This is a genomic window from Pseudomonas sp. NPDC087336, assembly GCF_044744285.1.
In the GTDB taxonomy this organism is placed as follows: Bacteria; Pseudomonadota; Gammaproteobacteria; order Pseudomonadales; family Pseudomonadaceae; genus Aquipseudomonas.
In genome coordinates this window covers 1-20,648 of the sequence record NZ_JBIUYA010000055.1, presented here as the reverse complement: position 1 = coordinate 20,648, position 20,648 = coordinate 1, and the positions used below count along the sequence as shown (strand labels likewise).

The 20,648-nt window shown below is 60.1% G+C and carries 25 protein-coding genes and 1 pseudogene; 14 read left to right on the top strand and 12 right to left on the bottom strand.

All coding sequences use genetic code 11. From position 1 onward, the window contains the following. A pseudogene (locus ACIO0C_RS30195) lies at positions 1-117 on the bottom strand (hypothetical protein); the annotation flags it as partial. Positions 118-756: 639 nt separating this feature from the next. Between ACIO0C_RS30195 and ACIO0C_RS30190 the strand changes: the two are divergent. Continuing rightward, on the top strand, positions 757-1,044 hold the full coding sequence (locus ACIO0C_RS30190; protein ID WP_020800382.1) for a GNAT family N-acetyltransferase: 288 nt from the start codon (positions 757-759) through the stop codon (positions 1,042-1,044). A 72-nt stretch (positions 1,045-1,116) separates the two neighbouring features. Here the strand turns inward: ACIO0C_RS30190 and ACIO0C_RS30185 are convergent, their stop codons facing one another. Then, complete coding sequence (locus ACIO0C_RS30185) at positions 1,117-2,193, bottom strand: 3-deoxy-7-phosphoheptulonate synthase (protein ID WP_020800383.1); 1,077 nt, start codon at positions 2,191-2,193, stop codon at positions 1,117-1,119. Positions 2,194-2,320: 127 nt separating this feature from the next. Next, positions 2,321-2,764, bottom strand: a complete 444-nt coding sequence (locus tag ACIO0C_RS30180) for a PilZ domain-containing protein (RefSeq protein WP_032831462.1) — start codon at positions 2,762-2,764, stop codon at positions 2,321-2,323. On the opposite strand from ACIO0C_RS30180, the gene ACIO0C_RS30175 reads away from it, so the two are divergent. The 5 genes from ACIO0C_RS30175 (at position 2,763) to cysB (ending at position 6,718) form a co-directional block, all read left to right on the top strand. Then, on the top strand, positions 2,763-3,149 hold the full coding sequence (locus tag ACIO0C_RS30175) for a thioredoxin family protein (RefSeq protein ID WP_401318010.1): 387 nt from the start codon (positions 2,763-2,765) through the stop codon (positions 3,147-3,149). The genes ACIO0C_RS30180 and ACIO0C_RS30175 overlap by 2 nt on opposite strands. Then, entirely contained in the window at positions 3,146-4,102 is a 957-nt protein-coding gene (locus ACIO0C_RS30170) for a putative 2-dehydropantoate 2-reductase (RefSeq protein WP_401318008.1), read from the top strand. The genes ACIO0C_RS30175 and ACIO0C_RS30170 overlap by 4 nt, the downstream gene beginning before the upstream one ends. Before the next feature lie 25 nt (positions 4,103-4,127). After that, positions 4,128-5,033: a 5'-nucleotidase gene (locus ACIO0C_RS30165; protein WP_401318006.1), complete on the top strand. Its 906-nt coding sequence runs from the start codon at positions 4,128-4,130 to the stop codon at positions 5,031-5,033. Between the two features lie 94 nt (positions 5,034-5,127). Continuing rightward, positions 5,128-5,631 (top strand): universal stress protein, encoded by a 504-nt coding sequence (locus ACIO0C_RS30160; protein ID WP_401318003.1) that lies wholly within the window; start codon positions 5,128-5,130, stop codon positions 5,629-5,631. A gap of 112 nt (positions 5,632-5,743) precedes the next feature. Next, the gene (gene cysB, locus ACIO0C_RS30155) at positions 5,744-6,718 is read left to right on the top strand and encodes an HTH-type transcriptional regulator CysB (RefSeq protein WP_008057010.1); all 975 of its coding nucleotides are present in this window, start codon (positions 5,744-5,746) and stop codon (positions 6,716-6,718) included. Positions 6,719-6,751: 33 nt separating this feature from the next. Here cysB and ACIO0C_RS30150 read toward each other — a convergent pair whose 3' ends face one another. Continuing rightward, positions 6,752-7,234 carry a transcription elongation factor GreAB gene (locus ACIO0C_RS30150; protein WP_401318000.1) on the bottom strand — a complete coding sequence of 161 codons (483 nt, stop codon included), beginning with the start codon at positions 7,232-7,234 and terminating at the stop codon, positions 6,752-6,754. A 2-nt stretch (positions 7,235-7,236) separates the two neighbouring features. Further along, a complete protein-coding gene (locus ACIO0C_RS30145; protein ID WP_401317998.1) occupies positions 7,237-7,647 on the bottom strand; it encodes a hypothetical protein in 411 nt (136 codons plus the stop codon). Positions 7,648-7,771: 124 nt separating this feature from the next. Between ACIO0C_RS30145 and earP the strand changes: the two genes are divergently transcribed. Together earP and efp are read left to right on the top strand one after the other, a co-directional pair. Beyond that, positions 7,772-8,914 (top strand): elongation factor P maturation arginine rhamnosyltransferase EarP, encoded by a 1,143-nt coding sequence (gene earP, locus ACIO0C_RS30140; protein WP_401317996.1) that lies wholly within the window; start codon positions 7,772-7,774, stop codon positions 8,912-8,914. Positions 8,915-8,962: 48 nt separating this feature from the next. Further along, the gene (gene efp, locus ACIO0C_RS30135) at positions 8,963-9,532 is read left to right on the top strand and encodes an elongation factor P (protein WP_008057003.1); all 570 of its coding nucleotides are present in this window, start codon (positions 8,963-8,965) and stop codon (positions 9,530-9,532) included. A gap of 108 nt (positions 9,533-9,640) precedes the next feature. On the opposite strand, the gene ACIO0C_RS30130 is transcribed toward efp, so the two are convergent. The 4 genes from ACIO0C_RS30130 to ACIO0C_RS30115 all read right to left on the bottom strand — a co-directional run bounded on the left by ACIO0C_RS30130 (position 9,641) and on the right by ACIO0C_RS30115 (position 12,844). Then, a complete protein-coding gene (locus ACIO0C_RS30130; RefSeq protein ID WP_401317995.1) occupies positions 9,641-10,651 on the bottom strand; it encodes an alpha/beta hydrolase in 1,011 nt (336 codons plus the stop codon). Between the two features lie 37 nt (positions 10,652-10,688). After that, positions 10,689-11,108, bottom strand: coding sequence for an organic hydroperoxide resistance protein (locus ACIO0C_RS30125; RefSeq protein WP_401317993.1), 420 nt, complete (start codon positions 11,106-11,108; stop codon positions 10,689-10,691). Positions 11,109-11,356: 248 nt separating this feature from the next. Further along, positions 11,357-11,818 carry a MarR family winged helix-turn-helix transcriptional regulator gene (locus tag ACIO0C_RS30120; protein WP_401318014.1) on the bottom strand — a complete coding sequence of 154 codons (462 nt, stop codon included), beginning with the start codon at positions 11,816-11,818 and terminating at the stop codon, positions 11,357-11,359. A gap of 69 nt (positions 11,819-11,887) precedes the next feature. After that, positions 11,888-12,844, bottom strand: a complete 957-nt coding sequence (locus ACIO0C_RS30115) for a LysR family transcriptional regulator (protein ID WP_401317992.1) — start codon at positions 12,842-12,844, stop codon at positions 11,888-11,890. Positions 12,845-12,956: 112 nt separating this feature from the next. Between ACIO0C_RS30115 and ACIO0C_RS30110 the strand changes: the two genes are divergently transcribed. Then, positions 12,957-13,706, top strand: a complete 750-nt coding sequence (locus tag ACIO0C_RS30110) for a sulfite exporter TauE/SafE family protein (RefSeq protein ID WP_401317989.1) — start codon at positions 12,957-12,959, stop codon at positions 13,704-13,706. On the opposite strand, the gene ACIO0C_RS30105 is transcribed toward ACIO0C_RS30110, so the two are convergent. Next, positions 13,696-14,550, bottom strand: coding sequence for a LysR substrate-binding domain-containing protein (locus ACIO0C_RS30105; protein ID WP_008056996.1), 855 nt, complete (start codon positions 14,548-14,550; stop codon positions 13,696-13,698). The genes ACIO0C_RS30110 and ACIO0C_RS30105 overlap by 11 nt on opposite strands. Before the next feature lie 95 nt (positions 14,551-14,645). On the opposite strand from ACIO0C_RS30105, the gene ACIO0C_RS30100 reads away from it, so the two are divergent. From ACIO0C_RS30100 to ACIO0C_RS30090, 3 genes are all read left to right on the top strand, one after another. Further along, positions 14,646-14,867 carry a DUF1127 domain-containing protein gene (locus ACIO0C_RS30100; protein ID WP_401317986.1) on the top strand — a complete coding sequence of 74 codons (222 nt, stop codon included), beginning with the start codon at positions 14,646-14,648 and terminating at the stop codon, positions 14,865-14,867. 12 nt (positions 14,868-14,879) lie between these two features. Continuing rightward, on the top strand, positions 14,880-15,269 hold the full coding sequence (locus ACIO0C_RS30095; RefSeq protein WP_401317984.1) for a DUF1127 domain-containing protein: 390 nt from the start codon (positions 14,880-14,882) through the stop codon (positions 15,267-15,269). A 67-nt stretch (positions 15,270-15,336) separates the two neighbouring features. After that, on the top strand, positions 15,337-16,566 hold the full coding sequence (locus ACIO0C_RS30090; RefSeq protein ID WP_401317981.1) for a winged helix-turn-helix domain-containing protein: 1,230 nt from the start codon (positions 15,337-15,339) through the stop codon (positions 16,564-16,566). 131 nt (positions 16,567-16,697) lie between these two features. On the opposite strand, the gene ACIO0C_RS30085 is transcribed toward ACIO0C_RS30090, so the two are convergent. Further along, on the bottom strand, positions 16,698-18,044 hold the full coding sequence (locus tag ACIO0C_RS30085) for a class II 3-deoxy-7-phosphoheptulonate synthase (protein ID WP_110749138.1): 1,347 nt from the start codon (positions 18,042-18,044) through the stop codon (positions 16,698-16,700). Between the two features lie 159 nt (positions 18,045-18,203). On the opposite strand from ACIO0C_RS30085, the gene ACIO0C_RS30080 reads away from it, so the two are divergent. Continuing rightward, on the top strand, positions 18,204-18,959 hold the full coding sequence (locus tag ACIO0C_RS30080) for a spermidine synthase (RefSeq protein ID WP_008056991.1): 756 nt from the start codon (positions 18,204-18,206) through the stop codon (positions 18,957-18,959). A gap of 117 nt (positions 18,960-19,076) precedes the next feature. Here ACIO0C_RS30080 and ACIO0C_RS30075 read toward each other — a convergent pair whose 3' ends face one another. Next, positions 19,077-19,868 (bottom strand): crotonase/enoyl-CoA hydratase family protein, encoded by a 792-nt coding sequence (locus ACIO0C_RS30075; protein WP_401317978.1) that lies wholly within the window; start codon positions 19,866-19,868, stop codon positions 19,077-19,079. Between the two features lie 421 nt (positions 19,869-20,289). Here ACIO0C_RS30075 and ACIO0C_RS30070 point away from each other — a divergent pair. Further along, a partial coding sequence (locus ACIO0C_RS30070) for a DEAD/DEAH box helicase (protein ID WP_401317976.1) occupies positions 20,290-20,648 on the top strand: 359 nt, incomplete at its 3' end.

Sequence of the window (20,648 nt, the reverse complement as noted above, 5' to 3'; positions counted from 1 at the left end):
GGTCAAGGTCATTTGCGGGCTGACCAGCGCCACGTCCGGCAACAGGTAGTCGCTGCTGCAACCGGTAGCCAGAACTGCGGCCAGGGCCAGAGCAGAGAATTTCAGAACGTTGTTCATCGTGTTCCCCTTCAAGGACTTTCTATTAAGTGGCTGTCTCCTCCGAGTGAGGAAATAGCCGGCGTACATACTACCCATTACTTGTCGTAAGTAAACTGACGTGAAGCAAGAAGCAAAAAAAATTGTAGGCGTTGATTCTTTTTCGAGCAACTTTTAACTGCGTTGTATAAAAAATATCCAGCTACAAGGCCCGTTTTGAGCGAGCCATCAAGGAAAAGTTCCCCAGGCTCAAAGCTCATTTTGCGGTCTTGGCTTAAGTCCGTCTAGATGGATTCGTCTACACTTTTGTTCGGAATTTGCGCGGTGTCTCTCATATCTTTCTCCATGTTCAGGTGACTTTAACGAGGGGCGTTCGTCTTATGTCTCAACATCCGGCAATGTTCAGGCTGTCGACCGCTGCAAGACCTTCGGTCCAGCTGTTTCCTGCGTTATCCACAGCAGCACCTGCCAACCCGCATGATGACGAGCGAGCCTTGAGCATTTCTGCCAATGGCGCCTACTATTTGTACGTGCTCGGTTGCGCGAGATCGGTGTAGCTCTTCTCGGTGTCGATTCAGGCACGGGGTGGCGTAGTTGTTCCTTCGCCGGAAAAACATCGGTAAGGTAGGGGTCAGAATCCCAGACCCGCGAGGAGTAGTGATGAGCGAGGCGTTGTCCATCCACCATGACCAGGCTGGTCATCAATTCGAGACCAATGTGGACGGTCATCGTGCCTACCTGACCTATATGGATCTGGGGAAACAGACCCTGGATATCTATCGCACATTTGTGCCCAATGCATTGCGCGGTCGCGGCATTGCCGCGGCCCTGACCGAACAGGCGCTGCAGTACGCCGAGGAAATGGGTTATACCGTCATTCCCTCGTGCTCCTACGTCGAGCGCTACATGGAGCGTCACCAGCGCCATGCTGCCAAGCTGAGCCAGTGACCCTCGACAAAACCGATGCATAAAAAAACGCCGGGCTCAGCCCGGCGTTTTTTTGTCTGCGGCAAACACCGATCAGGTGCGCTGGCGTTTAGGCAGTACTTCCTTGAGCTTGGCATGCATGCTGCGCAAGGTGTTTTCGGTGGCAGTCCAGTCGATGCAGGCATCGGTGATCGATACGCCGTATTGCAGGTCGGCGAGGTCTTTCGGGATGGCCTGGCAGCCCCAGTTCAGGTGGCTTTCGACCATCAGGCCGATGATCGACTGATTGCCTTCGAGGATCTGGTTGGCGACGTTCTCCATCACCAGCGGTTGCAGGGCCGGGTCCTTGTTGGAGTTGGCGTGGCTGCAATCGACCATGATGTTTGGCTTGATCTTCGCCTTGTTCAGCGCTTGTTCGCACAGGGCGACGCTGACCGAATCGTAGTTCGGCTTGCCGTTGCCGCCGCGCAACACGACGTGACCGTAGGCATTGCCCTTGGTGGTGACGATCGACACGCCACCTTCCTGGTTGATGCCCAGGAAACGGTGCGGGCTGGAAACCGATTGCAGGGCGTTGATCGCTACGGTCAGGCCGCCATCGGTACCGTTCTTGAAGCCGACGGCCGAGGACAGGCCGGAGGCCATTTCACGGTGAGTCTGGGATTCGGTGGTGCGCGCACCGATGGCCGACCAGCTGATCAGGTCCTGCAGGTATTGCGGGGAGATCGGGTCGAGCGCCTCGGTAGCGGTCGGCAGGCCCATTTCGGCCAGGTCCAGCAACAACTGGCGGCCGATATGCAGGCCGTCCTGAATCTTGAACGAGTCGTCCAGGTAGGGGTCGTTGATCAAGCCTTTCCAGCCAACGGTGGTGCGTGGCTTCTCGAAATACACGCGCATGACCAGATACAGGGTATCGGACACTTCCGCCGCGAGAACCTTCAGGCGCTCGGCGTACTCGTGGGCCGCCTTGATGTCGTGGATCGAGCAAGGCCCGATGACCACGAACAGGCGATGGTCGGTGCCATCGAGAATGTTGCGAATGACTTCGCGGCCCTTGGTCACGGTGCGCAGGGCGGCATCGCTCAGGGGGATATCACGCTTGAGCTGGTCAGGAGTGATCAGCGTCTCGTTGGAAGCGACGTTTAGGTCGTTGATCGGTAAATCAGCCATCGTTTACTCGTCAGGTCACGGGTGCCGGCCGCCAGCGAACCCGCGCGGCGGAGCACAGCAAATTAAGCGCGTCGGGGAGCAGAACCTTAGCGCGTTACACCGTGGCTCGACAATGGGCTGGCCCGGTTTAATCCAGCACGGCCTGTGCAAATGCCTGGTGGACCCGGTCGTGGGAGTACTCGTCGGCATGTTGCTGGACCCATTCAAGGGCCAGGGCCTGGATATCCTGCAGGTCGTTGTGGGCATCATGCTGGCGGCAGTAGCGCTCGATCTGGCACACCTGTTCTCCCATCCGTGCACTGAAAAGCGTCTGTTCGTCGACGAAGGCGATGCCCACCAGGTAGCCTCGCTTTCGTCGCAGGCACCAGGCCACGTAGCCCAGGAAGCGCATGTCCGGGTTCAGGGTCGGCATGCGCACCTCCAGCGCCGTACCGTGGCGCCAGGCGCGGTGATAATTGCAAGCCATGCCCCCGAGGCTGATAGTGTGCAGCTGTTGCCTTGAAATGCATTCAGGTTTGAGTAATGTCAATTCGACAGGTATATCGTCAGGATGAGGAATAAAACGTCCCATGAGCACGGACTCCATGTGTCGGCCATCTGACATTGTTCTCCCCAGTATAGTGGTCGAATTGGAACTGACCGATTTCGACGCCGACCAACGGCTGCTGGGGATGACTGGCGTATCGCTGGTGGTTTTCACCAGTGTCGGCTGTTCCTCCTGTCGTTTTGCCCGCGAGCAGTTGCCTGCGCTCGACTTGAATGTCGATCGCCTGTGCTGGATCGATGCCGGCAACAATGGCGGGGTGGTCGAGCGCTATCAGGTCTTTCACTTGCCGGCGCTGTTTGTCGTACGCGACGGCGAATTCTACGGGGCACTAAAATCGCGCCTGACCGGCGCCGAGCTCAACGCCGCCTTGGGGCGGGCGCTGGCTCGAACAGCAGAGGAGTTGCCATGACGGGTGCAGTTGCCAAGCCGACAATCGGAATTATCGGGACCGGCGCAATCGGCGGGTTCTACGGAACGATGCTGGCGCGGGCCGGCTTCGATGTGCATTTTCTGTTGCGCAGCGAGTTTTGCGCAGTGGCCGAGCGCGGACTGCAACTGAACAGCGCAGTACATGGGGCGCTGACGTTGAATCCGGTGCAAGCCTACTCGGCGGCCGAAGACATGCCACCCTGCGATTGGTTGCTGGTCGGCGCAAAAACCACCAGTAACCGTGATCTCGCGCCCGCCATCGTGCAAGCCGCCGCGCCGAATGCCAGGGTGCTGCTGTTGCAAAATGGCCTGGACGTCGAAGACAGCCTGCGTGAACTGCTCCCCGACGCGCTGCATGTGCTGGGCGGTCTCTGCTATATCTGCGTCCATCGCGAGGGCCCCGGTGTCATAACCCATCAGGCGCTGGGGGCGGTGCATGTCGGCTATCACAGTGGGCCAGCGTCCGAAGGGCCTGCGCGTGCCGCGATTGTCGAGGAGGGGGCCGGGTTGTTTCGTGCCGCTGGTATCGATGCCCAGGCCATGGCGAACCTGCACCAGGCGCGCTGGCAGAAACTGGTCTGGAATATCCCGTACAACGGCCTGTCCGTGCTGCTCGGGGCGAGTACCACACCGCTGATGGCCGATGCCGACAGCCGTGAGCTGATCAGGTCGCTAATGGCCGAAGTGGTCCAGGGTGCAATCGCCTGTGGTCACGACGTGCCCGCGGGCTACGCCGAGCATCTTTTGCAGGTGACGCAGAGAATGCCCGACTACTGGCCGAGCATGTACCACGATTATCTGCACAAGCGGCCGCTGGAACTGGAAGCCATCTACGCCCGGCCACTGGCCGCGGCGAAGGCCGTCGGCTGTGAATTGCCACGGATCGAGGCGATGTATCGCAGTTTGAGTTTTATCGATCGACGTAATACCTGAGTCGATCAACCTGAGGGGGAAGGGGATGCCAAAGTCCATAGACGACAAGCTGGTGCTGGCGATTTCTTCGCGAGCATTGTTCGACCTCAGTGAGAGCCACAAGGTCTATTTGTCGAGTGGCGTTGAGGCCTACCGGCAGTATCAGATTGAGCACGAAGACGAAATCCTGGAGCCCGGCGACGCCTTCCCGCTGGTGCAAAAACTCCTGAACCTCAATGCCCACCTCGGCCGCGCCCGCGTCGAGGTGATCCTGGTCTCGCGCAACAGCGCCGACACCGGCCTGCGCGTGTTCAACTCGATCCACCACTATGGGCTGGCGATTTACCGTGCGGCGTTTGTCGGCGGACGCAGTCCCTATCCGTACCTCAAGGCCTTTGGCTGCGATCTGTTTCTTTCGACCCACGCCGAAGACGTGCGCAGTGCGCTGGACGCCGGGTTCGCCGCGGCGATCATCCTGTCCGGTGGTGCCAGCCGTGCAGCCAGCGATGAACTGCACATTGCCTTCGACGGCGATGCCGTGCTGTTTTCCGACGAGTCCGAGCGTGTCTACCAGGCCGGGGGGCTGGAAGCGTTTCAGGCCAGCGAGCGCGAAGCGGCCCGGGAGCCTTTGCGCGGAGGGCCATTCAAGGGCTTCCTCGCCGCCCTCAATCTGTTGCAGCGCGAGTTCCCGGATGACGCTTGCCCGATTCGCACGGCACTGGTCACGGCGCGCTCGGCGCCGGCCCACGAGCGGGTGATCCGCACGTTGCGCGAGTGGGATATTCGCCTGGATGAATCGCTGTTCCTCGGTGGCCTGACCAAGTCAGCCTTTCTTGAAGCCTTTGCCGCCGATGTGTTTTTCGACGATCAGGCCGGCCATTGCGAGCTGGCCCGCGAAGTGGTCGCCACCGGCCATGTGCCACATGGCATAAGCAACGAGCAAAAGTTTTAAGCCCGCCGTTCAACGTGTTACGCCAGACGTCGCACTCGCCAAGGCACTGCTAAGCTGAATCAATCTCCGCCATGTCGGCACGCGAGGAGGTCATATGTTTCGTTCAATGCTGTATGCCACTGACCTCGGGCTGTACGCACCTGTGGTGATGCAGCATGCCCTGGAATTGGCCCGAACATTCAATGCCGACCTGTATGTGGTGCACGCCGTAGAGCCCATGGGGCTGTTTGCCGAATCGGTGCTGCAGAGCTATCTCGACGAGCAGGCGTTGAACGAATTTCATAGCCAGGGTCTTAACACGGTGATTGCCAGTATCGAGCAGCGGGTGCTCGACAATTTTCGCGAAGAGCTGGGTGACGAGGGGGAACACGACCTTGAGCGGATCAAGGCAGTACGGGTGGTGCAGGGGGATCCATCGCAGGTGATTCTCGACCAGGCGCAGAAACTCTCGGTGGATTTGCTGATCGTAGGGAGTCACAGCCATGGTGCAGGTGCGGAAACGCCATTGGGCCGGACCGCAGCGCGTGTGTTGCAACTGGCCAAGGTACCGGTCTACCTGGTGCCGCTGGTGCAACGTCGTCGCCAGGGAGATCGCTAGAACACGAATAATGGCATTTTGATAAAAAGTTCTAGATTTATTCTTCAAACCATTAATATAGTTATATACCGTCGCTGATGCCCGTGGCGTCTACCTGCTTTGAGGGATTCATATGAAGCTCCAACAATTGCGCTACATCTGGGAAGTGGCGCACCACGACCTCAACGTTTCCGCTACCGCCCAGAGTCTCTACACCTCACAGCCGGGCATCAGCAAGCAGATCCGTTTGCTGGAAGACGAACTGGGCGTCGAGGTGTTCGCCCGCAGCGGCAAGCACCTGACCCGCGTTACTCCGGCCGGCGAGCGCATCATCACCACCGCTGGCGAGATCCTGCGCAAAGTCGAAAGCATCAAGCAGATCGCCCAGGAATTCTCCAACGAGAAGAAAGGCACCCTGTCGATCGCCACCACCCACACCCAGGCGCGCTACGCGTTGCCGCCGGTGATCAGCAATTTCATCAAGCAGTATCCCGACGTTGCCCTGCACATGCATCAGGGCTCGCCGATGCAGATCGCCGAGATGGCCGCTGACGGCACCGTGGATTTCGCCATTGCCACCGAAGCCCTCGAGCTGTTCGGCGACCTGGTGATGATGCCGTGCTATCGCTGGAATCGCTGTGTGGTCGTGCCCCAGGGACACCCGCTGACCAAGCTCTCGAAGCTGACCCTCGAAGCCCTGGCCGAATACCCGATCGTGACCTATGTGTTCGGTTTCACCGGCCGTTCCAAGCTCGACGAAGCCTTCAGCCACCGCGGCCTGACGCCCAAGGTGGTGTTCACCGCCGCCGATGCCGACGTGATCAAGACCTACGTGCGCCTAGGCCTGGGTGTGGGCATCGTGGCGAAAATGGCGGTCGATACCAAACTTGACAACGACTTGGTGGTGCTTGATGCCAGCGAGTTGTTCGAATCCAGCGTGACCAAGATCGGCTTCCGTCGTGGTACCTTCCTGCGGGGTTTCATGTGCGACTTCATCGAGAAGTTCGCCCCGCACCTGACCCGCGAAGTCATGGCCAAGGCCATCCAGTGCCACAACAAGCAGGAACTGGAAGAGCTGTTCGACGGCGTCGAGTTGCCGGTTCACTGATAGAGCGTCGTGTCGCGCAGGCAGGCCAGCCGGTCAAACCACCTCGGTGACAGCGAACTGTTGCCGAGCACCCGCCACCAGAATCTCCACCTCGTCACCTGCGAACTTGCCCAGCAGACTCTTGCCCAGCGGTGAGCGCGGGGTGATGACGGTAATCAGTTGCCCCACCAGATCAACCTTCAGGCCCGCCGCATCCGGCGCCAGGAACAGCCATTGCTCTCGGCCCTTTTCGTCTTCCAGGCCGAGCAGGGCACCTATCTCGATACCGCGTTGCTGGTCATACGGACGCAGCGCCAGGTTCTGGCAAAGCGCCAATGACTGGCGAATTTCTTCGACCCGCCTGGCTTGCCCGGCGGCCAGGTAAGACGCCTCCAGGCCCAGTGTGTCGTACTTGTTTTCGGCGATGTTTTCTTCGTGGGTCGCGGTTTCGTAAGCGGTTTGCGCGGCGCGTTCGGCAATGTCGAGATCGACCCGCAGCTTGCCGAGAATCAGTTGGTGGACGGTGTGCTTATTCATGATCAATCACAGAATTGCAGGACATTGGCGCGGCTTTTTTCGCTGGGTGCCGTCTGGTCCTGTTGCAACCAGAACTGGCATCGTGGGTTCGACAGGTTGCGGTTGCTTGCGCGCGCCTGATCGAGTCGTTGCGCCTGCTCGCTCTTGCGCAGGTTTTCTTCATACTGCTCGAACAGAGGGCTTTGTGGGGGAATGTCCGGTACCGGACGTGTCACCACCGGCGGCTTGGCCAGTTGCTCCACCGCGGCTGCGACCGGTGCCAGTTGTTCGCTGAAAAACAGCCGCGACACCAGCCAGCCGGTCAACGCGATGGCGATGAAACCCAGCCACAGGCCAAGGGCGATGCTGCCGGTCAGTTGCAGGGCGCTGAGGTGAATCGCAATGGGTCGGCGCGGAGTAGGGCGGTAGGGCATGGTTGCCTCCTGGCGAGGGGTCGCGGGCGAGTGCCGATTGTCGCACGAAGATTAATCGGCGTCGGCTCTTCTGCGCGGGCTGATTTATGCGGACAATTGGTACCTTTGCCAACGGGAGCCTGGAATGCCTGATAAGAAAACCCGCTGGGATATTTTTTGCACCGTGGTCGACAACTTTGGCGACATCGGCGTGACCTGGCGGCTGTCTCGGCAACTGGTGGCCGAGCACGGGGTGGAGGTGCGTTTGTGGGTCGACGATCTGCGTGCCTTCGAGCGCCTGTGTCCGCAGATCGACATTCATGCTGGCCGGCAATGGCAGCAGGGCGTCGAGGTGTGTCATTGGTCGGCCGACTGGCAACCGGTCGAGGCGGCCGATGTGGTGATCGCCGCCTTCGCCTGCCAGTTGCCAGGCGCCTACATGGACGCCATGGCCCAGCGGGAAAAAACCCCGCTGTGGATGAACCTCGACTACTTGAGCGCCGAGGACTGGGTGATCGGCTGCCACGGCTTGCCGTCGGTAAAATACAAGCACGTACAGAAGCACTTTTTCTTCCCCGGGTTCCACAAGGGGACGGGCGGCCTGCTGCGTGAAAGCGGCTTGCTCGAACGGCGTCGACAGTTCCAGCAGAGTCCCGAGGCTCAGCAAACCTTCCTGCAAGGCCTGGGGGTTGACCGCGCGCCCGGTGCGCTGCTGATTTCGCTGTTTGCCTATGAAAATACCGGGTTGGCCAGCTGGCTGGACACATTGGCAAGCGACTCGACGCCCACTCATCTGCTGGTGCCGCAAGGGCGGATCCTGGGCGACTTAGAGCGGTGGCTGGGGGTGCAGGATCTGCACGCCAGGGCATTGCACGTGCGCGACTCCTTGACCGTGCAGGTGCTGCCGTTCGTCCGACAGGACCAGTATGACCAGTTGCTGTGGTGCTGTGATTTCAACGCCGTACGCGGCGAAGATTCCTTTGTGCGCGCGCAATGGGCGGGACGGCCCATGCTGTGGCACATCTATCAGCAGGAGGAAGATGTCCATCTGGACAAGCTCGAAGCCTTCCTGGCGCTCTACACCAAGGACCTGACGCCAGCAGCTGGCGAAGCGATCAGCGGTCTCTGGCGGGCCTGGAATGCCGGTGAGACAATGACCGACCACTGGCAATCAACCCGCAAACACTGGCCACAGCTACAAAATCACGCCGAGACGTGGTGTCTGGAACAGGCCTTGCACACCGATCTTGCCGCGGCGCTGGTACAGTTTTATGTAAATTGGATATGATACGCGGCCTAGATTTTTGTAAATCCCATCCAAATTCGGATATTCGCAATGAAAACTGGTAAAGAACTCAAACCCGGTACCGTGATCCGTATCGACAACGATCCTTGGCTGGTTCAGAAAGCTGAATTCACCAAGTCGGGCCGTAACAGCGCGATCATGAAGACCAAGCTGAAAAACCTGCTGACCGGCTACAAGACCGAAACCGTCTACAGTGCCGACGACAAGCTGGACGACGTGATCCTGGACCGCAAAGAAGCGACCCTGTCCTTCATCAGCGGTGACAGCTACACGTTCATGGACACCACTGACTACACCATGTACGAACTGAACGCCGAAGACATCGAAAGCGTTCTGCCGTTCATCGAAGAAGGCATGACCGACGTTTGCGAAGCCGTGTTCTTCGAAGGCCGCCTGGTTTCCGTAGAGCTGCCGACCACCATCGTGCGTCAGGTTGACTACACCGAAGGTTCCGCTCGCGGCGACACTTCCGGCAAGGTGATGAAGCCTGCCAAACTGAAGAACGGTACCGAACTGTCGGTTGCTGACTTCATCGAAATCGGCGACATGATCGAGATCGATACCCGCGAAGGCGGTTCCTACAAAGGCCGTGCTAAATAAGCACTGCTTGAGGAATGAAAAAGCCCGACCATTGAGTCGGGCTTTTTTGTGTCTGTTGCAAAGGTGGGGCGATGCGCGGCGGGTACACCCGATCCCTGTGGGACCTTGTTATTTCAGGTGTTCTTTCAGTTCTTGCGAAGCCTGCAACATCGCCGACCGCACCGCCGGCACCTGGCTCACCACGTTGAGCAAGCCATAGTCGTGGATCATGCCGTTGTAGCGTACCGAGGTCACCGCCACACCGGCCTCGTCGAGTTTGCGGGCGTAGGCTTCACCTTCATCGCGCAGCACGTCGGCACTCGCCGTCTGCACCAGCGCCGGTGGCAGCCCCTTGAGTTGCGCAGGGGTTGCCCGCAGCGGCGAGGCGTAAATCTCGTTACGCTGTTTGGCGTCAGTGGTGTAGTTGTCCCAGAACCACTTCATCATGTTGCGAGTCAGGAAGTGCCCTTCGGCATACTGGTTATAGGACCCGGTGTCGAAGTTGGCATCGGTCACCGGCCACAACAGGACCTGGAACTTGATTGCCGGTGTGCCCTTGTCTTTTGCCATCAGCGCGACCACTGCCGCCATGTTGCCGCCGACGCTGTTGCCGGCCACCGCCAGGCGCTTGCCGTCGACGTTGATCTCTTTGCCGTGCTCGGCCACCCATTGGGTCGCGGCATAAGCCTGGTTGATCGCCACCGGGTAGTGCGCTTCCGGTGAGGGGGTGTAGTTGACGAAAACCGCTGCCGCACCCGAACCCGCCACCAGATCCCGAACCAGTCGCTCGTGGGTCGGGAAGTCGCCCAGGACCCAACCGCCGCCGTGGAAGAACATGAACACCGGCAGCTCGCCCTTGACCCCGGCCGGCCGGACGATGGTCAGGCTCAACGGTTGGCCATCGACCTGGATGGTCTTCTCGCTGACATCGGCTTTTGGCAGCGTCAGCTTCACCCCGGATTGCGCGCCCACCAGCACGGCGCGGGCCTCTTTGGGCGTCATCTGTTCCATCGGTTTGCCGGTTCCGGCATTCAGTGCATCGAGAAACGCCTGGGTGCTGTGTTCAACGTCGCCAGCGAATGCACTGTGGACAGACAGGGCGAGAAGGGTACCGGCCAAGACTTTGCTGAAAGTGTTCATGTTCATTTCCTGTTCGGGCCTGAGTGGAAAAGCGGCGTTAGACCGATACGTGCAGACGTACTTCGACGTTGCCACGGGTGGCGTTGGAGTACGGGCAGACCTGGTGGGCAGCCTCGACCAGTGTTTGTGCGTCGGCTTGTTCCAGGCCCGGCAGGCTGATGTGCAAGTCGATGTCCAGGCCGAAGCCGCCAGGGATCTGACCGATGCCGACATGGGCGGTGATCGACGCGTCATCCGGGATTTTGCGTTTGGTCTGGCTGGCGACGAATTTCAGCGCGCCGATGAAGCAGGCAGAGTAGCCGGCGGCGAACAGTTGCTCAGGGTTGGTCGCCGCGCCACCGGCACCGCCGAGTTCTTTCGGGGTGGCGAGCTTGACGTCGAGAATGTTGTCGCTGGAGATCGCACGACCGTCGCGGCCACCGGTGGAAGTTGCAATGGCGGTGTAGAGAGTTTGCATGGTGAAAGCCTCGTTCGGGTTTGGTGTTTTGCGCTAAATGTTTGCGCGCTAAGTAAGTGCGAGATGAATGTATCGCGCTAATAGTTAGTGCGCAAGATAAATTTTTGAAAAAATTGCGCACAGACGCAAAACGACTGTAGGAGTGAGCCTGCTCGCGATAGCTGTGTCACATTCAACATCCAGGTTGACTGACACAACGCCATCGCGAGCAGGCTCACTCCTACAGGGGATTTTCGAGGATTTGAAAGTTAGAGGCTGTCTTGCAGATGGCGACGCAGTTCCTGCAGTTCCGCTTGAAGCTTTTGCAGTCGCTCCAGGGTCATCCCGCTGGCGCCGAGGATGCATTGCGGAATGTCACGGGCCTTGTCGCGCAAGGCACGGCCCTGTTCGGTGAGCTCGACGACTACCACGCGCTCGTCCTCACGGCTGCGGGTGCGGCTGAGCACGCCTTCGGCCTCCAGGCGCTTGAGCAGCGGCGTGAGCGAACCGGGATCGGTCAACAGGCGCGCGCTGATTTCACCTACGGTCAAACCGTCCTTCTCCCACAGCACCATCATCACCAGGTATTGTGGGTAGGTCAGGCCCAGCGCCTGCAGCAGGGGTTTGTAGACCTTGGTCATCATCAGCGAAGTGGAGTGCAGGGCGAAGCAGGCCTGGTTGTCCAGCAGCAGGTGGTCGCAGTTGTCCGGGGTGTCGCGCTTGGTGGTCATTGGGAAGCCTTGATCAGTGATCTTCATGAATCTAGCGGGCAAATCTTTAACGCGCCAGACAATTCTGGGCTAGTGCCGGCCCAGATGGGTTTGCAGCACCAGGTCCCATGGCGGAATGGGGCTGAAACGGGTTTTCAGGTATTCCAGCAGCAGGCGACTGCGGGAATTGGGTTGCTGCTGCAGACGCAAGGCGTAGATTCCGGAGCTTTCCGGTTTTGGCAGGCCGTTTTCGCAGAACAACGGCAGCAGTTCGCCGCGCAACAGGTATTCGCTGACGAGCCAGGTCGGCAAGTGGGCGATGCCCAGGCCGGCCAGTGCGCTGTAGATCAACGCTTCGGCATTGTTGGTGCTCATGCGCACGCGCGACGGCCGATGCAGTTGCATCTGGCCGTCCCTTTCGAAGCGCCAGGCGAAGGGAGGGGCCAGGCCGGCCCAGTCCAGGCCGTCATGTTCGACCAACTGCGCCGGATCACTCGGTACGCCGCGGCGTTGCAAGTAGGCCGGGCTGGCGCAGGCGATCCGTACCATGCTCGCCAGCGGCGTAGCGACCAACCGCGTATCGGCCAATTGCCCGGCGCGCAATACCAGATCGACCTTGCCCAAGTTTAAGCCTTGCATGTCGACAAAGCTGTCGATCAACAGCAATTGCACGTCGAGGCCGGGATAGAGCAACAGGAAGTCGGCAATCGCCGGTGCCAGGTGGCGCCGCCCGAACGCGGCCGGTGCATCGATACGAATCAGGCCTTCCGGTGCGCTGCTAAGGGACACTGCTTCGGCCCGGGCCAGGCGCAATTCGGCGACGATCCTGCGTGCGCGTTCGGCAAACGCCAGCCCTGCCGGCGTTGCGCGCACCGCATGGGTACTGCGAATGAACAATTGGCTGCCGACGGCGCCTTCCAGGCTGTCAATGCGTCGCGCCACGGCCGAAGGGGTCAGTGGATGACGGCGTGACGCAGCGGAAAAACTGCCGCTTTCCAGCACGTCGAGAAACAGGCCCAGTTGCTCAGTCAGTAGGTTGGGATTCATGTGTGGCTCGATGCCTGTGCGAGTTTGGCATAGCCATTGTGCGTTGCTGTGCGTTTTCGCGCCAGAAGCAGTTGCGTAGGATGAATCGCCTGACGTTTGGGAGAGAGACACCGTGATTGAGTTTGTGTTGTACCTGGTTTTCGGCGCCGCCTTGGGAACCCTCGGCGGTCTGTTTGGCATCGGCGGGGGATTGATCGCCATTCCGTTGCTGGGCGTGTTGTGCGGTCTTGATCAGCAGATTGCCCAAGGTACGGCATTGGTGATGGTGGTGCCGAACGTGATGCTGGCGCTGTGGCGCTACCACCAGCGCAACAAGATCGAGTTACGTCACGCGCTGCCGCTGGCCGCAATGGGTTTTTGCTTCGCCTGGCTCGGATCGATCTGGGCGGTGGGGATCGATGCGCAAAGCATGCGTATCGGTTTTGTCGCGTTCCTGATCGCGCTTTGCGCCTACAACCTGGTGCGGATGTTCCTCGCCAGCGCAGCACCTTCGGCGCAGATGAACCATTCATGGCCATGGCTGGGCGTGCTCGGTGCCGCATCCGGCACCATGGGAGGTCTGTTTGGCGTGGGTGGGGCAGTGGTGGCGACACCAGTGTTGACCAGCGTGTTCGGCACCACCCAGGTGGTTGCCCAGGGCCTGTCCCTGGCACTGGCACTGCCAAGTACCGGTGTCACGCTGGTCACCTATGGGGTGCATCACCAGGTGAACTGGATGATCGGTGTGCCACTGGCAATCGGCGGGCTGATGAGTATCAGTTGGGGTGTGAAGATCGCCCATAGCCTGCCGGAGCGCCTGCTGCGCGCTCTGTTTTGCGGTTTCCTGCTGTGCTGTGCGGTGATGCTTGCGTTTAAAGCTTGAAGCCTTCGACGATATGCTCGGCCAGGCACTCGGTGATCGGTGACGGATTATGCAGGTTGCGCACCAGCATGATGCTGGCCTCGGGCAGCACCGGCAGATCCTCGGCTTCACCGAGGATGCGCATGTCCGCGGTGATCAGGCTTTCAAGTTGCGCGGTGACAGCCAGGCCGGCGCTGACCACCGCCATGATTGCCGACAGGCTGTCGCTGTTATACGCCACGCGATAATCACGTCCTTGGGCATCAAGGGCGTTGCAGGCCCAGATCCGACAGAAACAATCACTGTTGAACATCGCCAGTGGCAGCGGCGTCTGCTCGTGGGCGCTGTAGCATTGCGCCTCGGCCCAGACAAAACGTTCCTTGCGTAACAACTGGCCGATTTCACTGCCCGGCTCACGGGTGACGATGGACAAGTCCAGGTCCTGGCGCATCAGCAGTTGTTTTGATGATTCACAATGCACTTCGATCTGGATCAGCGGATAAGACTGGGCAAACTGGCGCAGGATCCCCGGCAGAAAACGCATCACGTAGTCGTCCGGGGTGCCGATGCGTACCGTGCCGACCATGTGCGGCTCGCGCAGCGTGTTGAACACCTCGCTGTGCAGCTTGAGGATTCGCCGCGCATAACCCAGCAGCACCTGGCCTTCGGCCGTGAGCCGCACCTGGCGTCCGTCACGCTGGAACAATTGGCGCTGCAGAATATCTTCTTCCAGTCGCTTCATCTGCATGCTGACGGCCGACTGGGTGCGATGGACCAATTCACCGGCGCGGGTGAAACCTCCCTGGTCGGCGATGGCGACGAAGGTGCGCAGCACTTCGGTATCGATACTCGGGTAGGCCGACATGCATCAATCTCCGAGATGGTTACCATCAGAAACATTCGTTGGATTGATCTTAGCCCCGGGCAGAGACTTGGGCCATCCAAACGGAGGGCAACAAGATGAAAGGTCAACATGAAATTCACGGCACTGAAAAACATTCGGTTCACTTGATATCCGATCTGTTGCACAAGTTCAGTCGCTGGTACGAACTGCACCGTGAGCGCGAAATGCTGGCGAGCATGAGTGATGAGGCGTTGAAGGACATTGGCTTGAGCCGTGCCGACGTCGCGCACGAAGCTGAACTGCACTTCTGGCAAGACCCGATGGGCAATGGAAAGTAGGCTCGATGACCCATGGAAATGTCCTGTCACTACCCCATCATCCCGTCCAAAGCCCGGGTTGATGGGGTAGGCGCGAGCTCGAAACAGATGGTCATAGAGCTTTGCTGGAGCCTGTTTGAGAACGGGCTGAAGATCCGCTCCCCAACATTGAGGAGTGGTGTCATGGAACGACAAGGCATTGAAGGGAGAGGCGTAGGGCATGGCGTGCGCGATGCACTGCACCAGCTCCGGCAGCCAGTCCGGGCAGCGATTACACAATTGCAGCGCTGGCGGCAGTTGAGCAGGGACCGAACCGAACTGTCGCGATTGAGCGACGAGCGCTTGCGCGATATTGGCTTGAGTCGAGCCGATGTCCTCCGGGAGTCAGCGCGCCCCTTCTGGGATGATCCATTCAAGCGATGAGGCGTTGGCATTGGTGTTTTTTCCGCCTGCCGCTAAGGTGGGAAGAACCTTGCCGATGAGCCGTCAGATGCCAGCATCCCAGTCTTTTTCCTTGAAGCAAGCCAGGCGTCTGGCGTTGGCCGCCCAAGGCTTTGTCGGGCGCCAGCCGTCAGTGCCGGTCAAGCCTGCCGCGATCAACCGATTGATCGAGCGCCTGGGCATTTTGCAGATCGACTCGGTCAACGCACTGGTGCGTTCGCACTACCTGCCGCTATTTTCCCGTCTTGGCCAGTATTCTGCCGACTTGCTCGACCAGGCTGCCTGGAGCCAGGGGCGCCAGCGTACCTTGTTCGAATACTGGGGGCATGAAGCGTCCTTGCTGCCCCTGTCGATGTACCCGTTGATGCGCTGGCGCATGCAGCGGGCAAGCCGTGGCGAAGACATTTATCAACAACTGGCGCGTTTTGGTCGTGAACAGCAGGACACCGTTCGCCGGGTGCTGGCCTGCGTTCAAGAGCAGGGCGCGTTGGGCGCCGGCAGCCTGTCGACTCGCCAGGAGCGGGCAGGGCCGTGGTGGGACTGGAGCGCGGAAAAGCATGCGCTGGAATGGCTGTTCGCCGCCGGTGAAGTGACAGTGGCCGGCCGGCGTGGGTTCGAGCGACTTTATGACCTGCCGGAGCGGGTCATTCCTACGACGATTCTGGCGCAACCGCGGCTCACTGAGGCTGAGGCCCAGCGCGGGTTGATACGGCATGCCGCATCGGCCTTGGGCGTCGGCACCGAGAAAGATCTGCGTGACTATTTCCGTTTAAGCCCAGCGGACAGTCGTCTGCGCCTGGCGGAACTGGTCGAGGCCGGCGAGTTGCTCTGTTGCGAAGTCGAGGGTTGGCGACAACCTGCCTATTGCCTGCCTGAGCCGAAGATGCGGCGCAAGGTCGAGGCCAGCGCCTTGCTTTCACCGTTCGACTCGCTGATCTGGGAACGCAGCCGTACCGAGCGCCTGTTCGACTTTCGCTACCGGCTGGAGATCTACACGCCACCGGGTAAACGGGTCTATGGCTATTACGTCTTGCCGTTTTTGCACAATGAGCGCATTGCCGCGCGGGTCGATCTGCGCGCTGAGCGGGCTGCAGGGCGGCTGGCGGTGCATGCGGTGCATGAGGAGGAGACGGGGCTGGGCGACGAGGGGATGCTGGCGCTGGCGATGAATCTGCGACGGATGGCGGATTGGTTGGGACTGGCGCAGGTTCAGTTGAATTGTCCGCGGGCGAGTGCGGCAAGGTTGCGGGTGGCATTGGCTAAGGTCGGTGGTGCCTGATCTAACGCCTTCGCGGGCAAGCCCGCTCCCACAATGACCGCGTCGGTCAATATTAATGTGTACGACGAGTACCCTGCGGGAGCGGGCTTGCCCGCGAAGGCGGACTATCAGGCAGCTAAAGAGTTACTGACTCAACGCCGAACCTGCTTCAGTGTTTCAGCTATCAAAAACGCCAGTTCCAGCGACTGATCGGCATTCATTCGCGGGTCGCAATGGGTGTGGTAACGATCCGACAAGCCGTCCTCGGTAATTGGACGCGCACCGCCGATGCACTCGGTGACGTTCTGCCCGGTCATCTCGATGTGGATGCCGCCGGCATAACTGCCTTCGGCTTCGTGGACCTGGAAGAACTGCTTCACTTCGCCAAGGATCTGCGCGAAGTCGCGGGTCTTGTAGCCGCTACTGGCCTTGATGGTGTTGCCGTGCATAGGATCGGAACTCCAGAGCACTTGCCGGCCTTCTCGCTGCACCGCGCGGATCAGTTGCGGCAAATGATCGCCGACCTTGTTCGCACCCATGCGTGCGATCAGGTTCAGGCGCCCCGGATCGTTGTCAGGGTTGAGCACGTCGATCAGGCGGATCAAGTCTTCGGGGTTCATGCTCGGGCCGACCTTGACCCCGATCGGATTGTTCACCCCGCGCAGGAATTCGACATGCGCGCCATCGAGCTGACGGGTGCGGTCGCCGATCCACAGCATGTGGGCCGAACAGTCGTAATAGTCGTTGGTCAGGCTGTCGCGACGGACAAAGGCTTCCTCGTAATTGAGCAGCAGCGCTTCGTGGGCGGTGAAAAAGCTGGTTTCGCGCAGTTGCGGCGAGCTGTCCATGCCGCAGGCGCGCATGAAGGCCAGGGTTTCATCGATGCGGTCGGCCAGGTGGCTGTATTTTTCCGCCAGGGCCGAGTTGGCGATGAAGTCCAGGTTCCACTTGTGTACCTGGTGCAGGTCGGCAAACCCGCCCTGGGCGAAGGCGCGCAGCAGGTTGAGGGTGGCGGTGGACTGGTGGTACGACTGCAGCAGGCGTTCCGGGTCTGGCACGCGGCTTTTTTCATCGAAACCGATGCCGTTGACGATATCGCCACGGTAGGCCGGCAGTGTCACGCCGTCGATAGTCTCGTCGTTGGCCGAACGAGGTTTGGCGAACTGGCCAGCCATGCGCCCGACCTTGACCACCGGGCAGCCGGCCGCGAAAGTCATGACAATGGCCATTTGCAGTAGCACCTTGAAGGTGTCGCGGATTTTCGCGGCGGAAAACTCGGCGAAACTTTCGGCGCAGTCGCCGCCTTGCAGCAAAAAGGCTCGTCCCTGGGTCACTTCGGCAAACTGACGGCGCAATTCCCGGGCTTCCCCGGCAAACACCAACGGCGGATAGCTGGCCAGGGTCTGCTCGACGTGCTGCAGATGCGCTGCGTCGGGATATTGGGGTTGTTGCTGGATCGGCAGGGCGCGCCAGCTGTCAGGGCTCCAGGGTTGGCTCATCATGATCTCTAGTGTTTTACGCTCGGATGTCCATGTTATCAGCAATTAGTGCGTGACCTGTTCCCGTCGCTTCGCGGACAATCGCGCCTTTGCCGCTTCCGCTGCGGTTTATCGCGTTGCTGTTTGCCCAAGAAGGCCAGGTGACGATCAGGAGACGAAATGACTGAGGAGCGCGTCGAGCATCTGCTCGCCGAGGTGCAGGACGAATTTGGCGTGATTCGCGTGCTGGAAGTGGCCGATTACCGATTTCTCGAATTCGGTGATGCCATCGAGCAAAGTTGCGTGTTCACGGCCGATCCGAGCTGGCTCGAGTACGACTATACCCGGGCGATGCTGATTGGCGCGCTGTGTCATGAGCAGCCGGAAAGCGCGCTGTTCCTTGGGCTTGGCGCCGGCACGCTGACCCAGGCCTGCCTCAAGTTCCTGCCACTGGAAGATGTCGAAGCCATCGAACTGCGCCCGGATGTGCCGCGCCTGGCCATCGAGTACCTGGGGCTGGACGACGACCCGCGCCTGTATATCCGCGTGGGTGATGCGCTGGAACTGCTCGACACCGCCGAGCCTGCGGACCTGATTTTTGTCGATCTCTACACCGACGTCGGCCCGGGGGTCGGACATCTGGCCTGGACCTTCCTGGAGAACTGTCAGAAGCGCCTGAATCCGGGAGGCTGGCTGGTGATCAACCAATGGGCCACCGACGACGGCAAGCCACTGGGTGCCGCGTTGCTGCGCGGGCTTTATCATCGGCATTACTGGGAGTTGCCGGTGAAGGAGGGCAACGTGATCCTGATCGTGCCATCGGAACTGGATCAGGTGCTGGACATGGAAAGCCTGACCGCCCGAGCCGAAGCGTTGGCGCCGCGGTTGGGGTATTCGTTGCAGTCGCTGATCAAGGCGATTCGCCCCGCGACATAAAGTGGCTGTTCTTCAGGGCCCCTTCGCGGGCAAGCCCGCTCCTACAGTTATTGCGGTGCTCACAAACCCTGTGGGAGCGGGCTTGCCCGCGAAGAGTCCATCAAGGACAACACAAAATTAAAGCCCCTTGAAAACCCCGGGCCGCCGCTCAACCAGCGATCTCACCCCTTCCTGCGCATCCTCGCTGCGCAGCAACTTCTTCACCAGCGCCGGCAACCCTTGTGCAGCGGCGGTTTCGCCCTCGTAGCGGGCCTGCCGGGCAGACATCAGTGTTGCCCGAACCCCCAGCGGCGCCTGTCGGGCTATCCGTTCAGCCAGTTCAATCGCACGCGGCATTAAATCCTCGCTGGCCATGACTTCCTGCACCAATCCCAGGTGCAAGGCATCATGGGCATCGAATTCGTCGCCGGTCAGCATCCAGCGCATGGCATTGCCCCAGCCAGCCACTTGATGCAGGCGCAAGGTGGCGCCGCCGAAGGGGAAGATGCCGCGCTGCACCTCCATTTGCGCGAAGCGGGTGTTGCTGGCGCACAGGTTGATGTCGGCGGCCAGCATCAACTCGATACCGATGGTCAGGCAGTAGCCCTGGGCGGCGACGATCACCGGCTTGCTGACCCTGGGCCCGGCGAAGACACCCCAGGGGTCGCAGCCGCCGGGCGGGGCTTGCCAGCCTTCGGTCAATGCCGCGCTGGCGCTGACCAGATCCAGGCCGGCGGTAAAATGCTCGCCATGCCCGAAGACAACGGCCACACGTGCTTCGCTGTCGGCTTCGAATTCACCGTAGGCCAGGCTCAATTCGTTGAGCAGGTCGAGATCAAAGGCGTTGCGCTTGGCGACCCGGTCCAGTCCGATCAACAGGACATGGCCACGCTTTTCACGACTCACGCGGCGGGTATCGAGCTCTTTCATGCTGCATTTCCTCGAGCGGCTGAGGGGGCGCAGACCCAAGGTCTGTGGCGGATGGGTGAACCGTTTTAGCGTCATCGCCCGCAGGGCAGGGCTTTTGAAAAGTAGACGCTGGCGCGATTATCCGCAAAGTCTGTGATAGAACGCCGTGGGCGGGAGTTTTGCGATAAAAAAAGGCTCCCTTTTTCGGCAAATTCCGGTATAGTGCGCGCCGGCCTTTAGCCGGGCCGCGTTTAGGTGGCGCAATTCCCCGAAGTCAGATTCGGTTGCACGTTCGCCCAGCGAACTCTTCCTAAACGATTCTTTCATTCATTCGTTTTCGCAAATCCCCGCCGACAAAGCTGCCAGGGCGACTCTTGAGTCTCAACACGGCATGCGCAGCTTTGGAGCATGGGTCTTTGCGGATGCACTTAGAGGCAGACCCATGACCCAGGAAATCGGCGGCTTCGCCGCTCTTGAACTTCATCCTAATATTGTCGCTGCAGTAGTCGCTACCGGCTATGAAGAGCCTTCGGCCATTCAGCAGCAGTCGATCCCGATCATTCTCGCCGGTCACGATATGATTGGTCAGGCGCAAACCGGTACCGGTAAAACCGCTGCCTTTGCCCTGCCTATCCTGCACCGCATTGATCCGTCCAAGCGCGAGCCGCAAGCTCTGAGCCTGGCCCCTACGCGTGCGTTGGCGCTACCAGGTGCAACCGCTTTCGAAACCTTGGCCACGCAAATGCCGGGCGTGACTGTGGTGGCTGGCTTCGGCGGCGCGCCGGGGGGCCCGGGGTGGGA